This window comes from Pantoea sp. VS1, from assembly GCF_002207995.1.
Taxonomy (GTDB): Bacteria; Pseudomonadota; Gammaproteobacteria; order Enterobacterales; family Enterobacteriaceae; genus Pantoea; species Pantoea dispersa.
In genome coordinates, this window is the sequence record NZ_NHZE01000167.1 from 1 (window position 1) to 2,257 (window position 2,257).

Annotated in this window: 5 protein-coding genes; all 5 read left to right on the forward strand. The window is 63.4% G+C overall.

The features are described from left to right. Positions 1 to 82: 82 nt before the first annotated feature. Complete coding sequence (locus CBW22_RS25625) at positions 83 to 553, forward strand: hypothetical protein (protein ID WP_088518239.1); 471 nt, start codon at positions 83 to 85, stop codon at positions 551 to 553. Next, positions 550 to 762, forward strand: coding sequence for a hypothetical protein (locus CBW22_RS25630; RefSeq protein ID WP_088518240.1), 213 nt, complete (start codon positions 550 to 552; stop codon positions 760 to 762). The genes CBW22_RS25625 and CBW22_RS25630 overlap by 4 nt, the downstream gene beginning before the upstream one ends. Beyond that, on the forward strand, positions 752 to 1,375 hold the full coding sequence (trbB, locus tag CBW22_RS25635; RefSeq protein WP_088518241.1) for an F-type conjugal transfer protein TrbB: 624 nt from the start codon (positions 752 to 754) through the stop codon (positions 1,373 to 1,375). The genes CBW22_RS25630 and trbB overlap by 11 nt, the downstream gene beginning before the upstream one ends. Positions 1,376 to 1,407: 32 nt before the next feature. Beyond that, positions 1,408 to 1,686 (forward strand): hypothetical protein, encoded by a 279-nt coding sequence (locus tag CBW22_RS25640; protein WP_088518242.1) that lies wholly within the window; start codon positions 1,408 to 1,410, stop codon positions 1,684 to 1,686. Positions 1,687 to 1,720: 34 nt separating this feature from the next. Further along, positions 1,721 to 2,257: conjugal transfer protein TraH (locus CBW22_RS25645; protein ID WP_176428205.1), on the forward strand; the 537-nt coding region annotated here is incomplete at its 3' end.

Below are 2,257 nucleotides of genomic sequence, written 5' to 3' on the forward strand. Positions count from 1 at the left end.
GGTTTTATGACGCAGGATGACCTGGCGAAGCGCTTTCTTAACGTGGCCACCGGCTTTAAACCTAACTTCTGAGGAGTTCCTGATGCTGACGCTATCACCCGTCTGGCACGGGCGGCTGCGCGCTGCCCGTGGCCTGACGAACCTGCTGATGCAGACGCTGGTTATCCACCCGGCGCTACTGTTCTTCCTGCTGTTTCTGCTGTCCGCACACCATGCCGGCGGCGCCGGGCAGATGCTGCTCGGTGAGGCCGAAAAACTGGTGCGCGACGCGCCGCCGGGGCAGGTGTGGGACTGCGTCCCGCAGGGCCGGCCCGTGAAGGCCTTTCTGCCTGTAGCGTCCGATGAACCTCAACACGGCGCGCCTGTCCTGGAGGCGTTAAAACCTGCCCCCACGCCCGTGATGTGTGAGAAGGCGGCGGTCAGCCGCGAGGCGTGGGCTGCTGAGGCCAGCAGCACGCTGCTGTTGCTCTACAGGGCCGCAGTGGTGCTTTCCGTCATATCTAATCTGGCCGTGTGGCACCTGCGCCGCCGGGCAAAAGGAGAACATGCATGAACCGACTGCCGCTTATCATCACGCTGTTTATGGCGGGCGTCATACTGAACTGCCTGCGCCAGATGATGAACTACTCGCTGACGCTGACCCATCAGGTTCTGATCACCGGCGCCATGGCCGCCTTTGTGCTGGCCGCTGTGGCACTGGCGGGCGAACTCATTGCATACCGCCGCGCGCGCCGCGGACCGGGAGGCCATCATGAGGCTTAAGGTTCTGCTGGCGGCGACGCTGCTGCTGCCGGTGCTGGCACAGGCCTCCGTGGCCGACGACATCGCCGCGCTGGAGCAGGCAAAGGCGCAGCAGGGGGCACAGCTGCCTGACTTCGGGCTGCCCGGCAGCCAGCCTGCCCGAACCGCGCCGGCGAAGCCGCCGAATCTGATGACGCTGACCGACGGCCGGCGCGTGAACCTCAACGACTACGCCGTGGTGGTGTTCATGCAGCGCGGCTGCCAGTACAGCGCGAAGTTTGATCCAAAACTGAAGGCGTGGGCGGATGAAACCGGCATAAAAGTGTATCCGTATACGCTTGACGGCTACGGCGACACGTCCTTCCCGGTGGCGCTCATTCCGCGTAAAGCCGGGCCGAACGAGCCCATCGCCGGCGAGATCCTGACGTTCTTCGGCAACGGTCTGCCCATCGCGACGCCGACCACCTTTATGGTCAACGTGAATACCAACATGGCTTATCCGCTTTATCAGGGCGACACCGACATGGGCACGGTAAGCCAGCGCCTCGCGCAGATGATCGAGGCCGACATTGACCATCTGCCGCCCGACACGCTGGGGCCGGTACCGAGCAGTGCTTCGCTGACCCCGCAGTAACGCACGCGGCCCCGCCGCATACGGAAAAAATCATGACGGAACACCCTTTTACGCTCTCGCGAACCGAGACGGCGCTGCTGCTCGTCTGCGCCTCAATGCTGGCGGCGTCCGGGATTTACGCCTGGCTTGCCTGCGACCTTGCCCGCCTGCCCGCCGGTGTCGCTTACGGCACCGATGCGCTGCTGCTGAGCGGGTTGCAGCTCTACCCGCTGCTGTTCCTGTTTGCCCTTGCCGGCGGCTTTGGCTGCGGCGCGCTGGTCAGCATCACGCTGCGCCGGCACGGATTCATGACAGACCGGAGTTTTCAATGAAAAAGAAAGATCGTTTTAATGTGAGGGCGGCATCATGAACCTTCGTCATCTAGTTATCAGCGCTCTGGCGGCGCTGACCATCAGCGCCCCGGCGCTGGCCGACGTGCAGGGCGACCTCAACGGTTACTTTGGCAGCCTCGGCTTTGACGGCAACGTCTCGAAAGCGCAGGCGTGGCAGGGGCAGGCCGCGGGCTACTTCACCGGCGGTTCGGTTTATCTGCGTAACCCCGTCAAACAGGTGCAGCTCATCTCGATGCAGGTGCCCTCGCTGAACGCGGGCTGCGGCGGCATCGATGCCTACCTCGGGGCGTTTTCCTTTATCAACGGCGCCGAGCTGCAGCGGTTCGTGAAGCAGATTATGAGTAACGCCGCCGGCTACGCCTTTGATCTCGCGCTGCAGACGATGGTGCCGGAGCTCAAGCAGGCCAAAGACTTCCTGCAGAAGCTGGCCTCGGACGTGAACTCCATGAACATGAGCTCCTGTCAGGCCGCGCAGGGCATCATCGGCGGCCTCTGGCCGGTGTCGCAGGTGTCCAATCAGAAAATCTGCCAGGACATTGCCGGCGAGAGC

What these genes read in the sequence shown, in the direction of transcription:
- CBW22_RS25630 (WP_088518240.1), top strand. Translation starts at nt 550, where the DNA reads ATGAACCGACTGCCGCTTATCATCACGCTGTTTATGGCGGGCGTCATA.
- CBW22_RS25625 (WP_088518239.1), top strand. Translation starts at nt 83, where the DNA reads ATGCTGACGCTATCACCCGTCTGGCACGGGCGGCTGCGCGCTGCCCGT.
- trbB (WP_088518241.1), top strand. Translation starts at nt 752, where the DNA reads ATGAGGCTTAAGGTTCTGCTGGCGGCGACGCTGCTGCTGCCGGTGCTG.
- CBW22_RS25640 (WP_088518242.1), top strand. Translation starts at nt 1,408, where the DNA reads ATGACGGAACACCCTTTTACGCTCTCGCGAACCGAGACGGCGCTGCTG.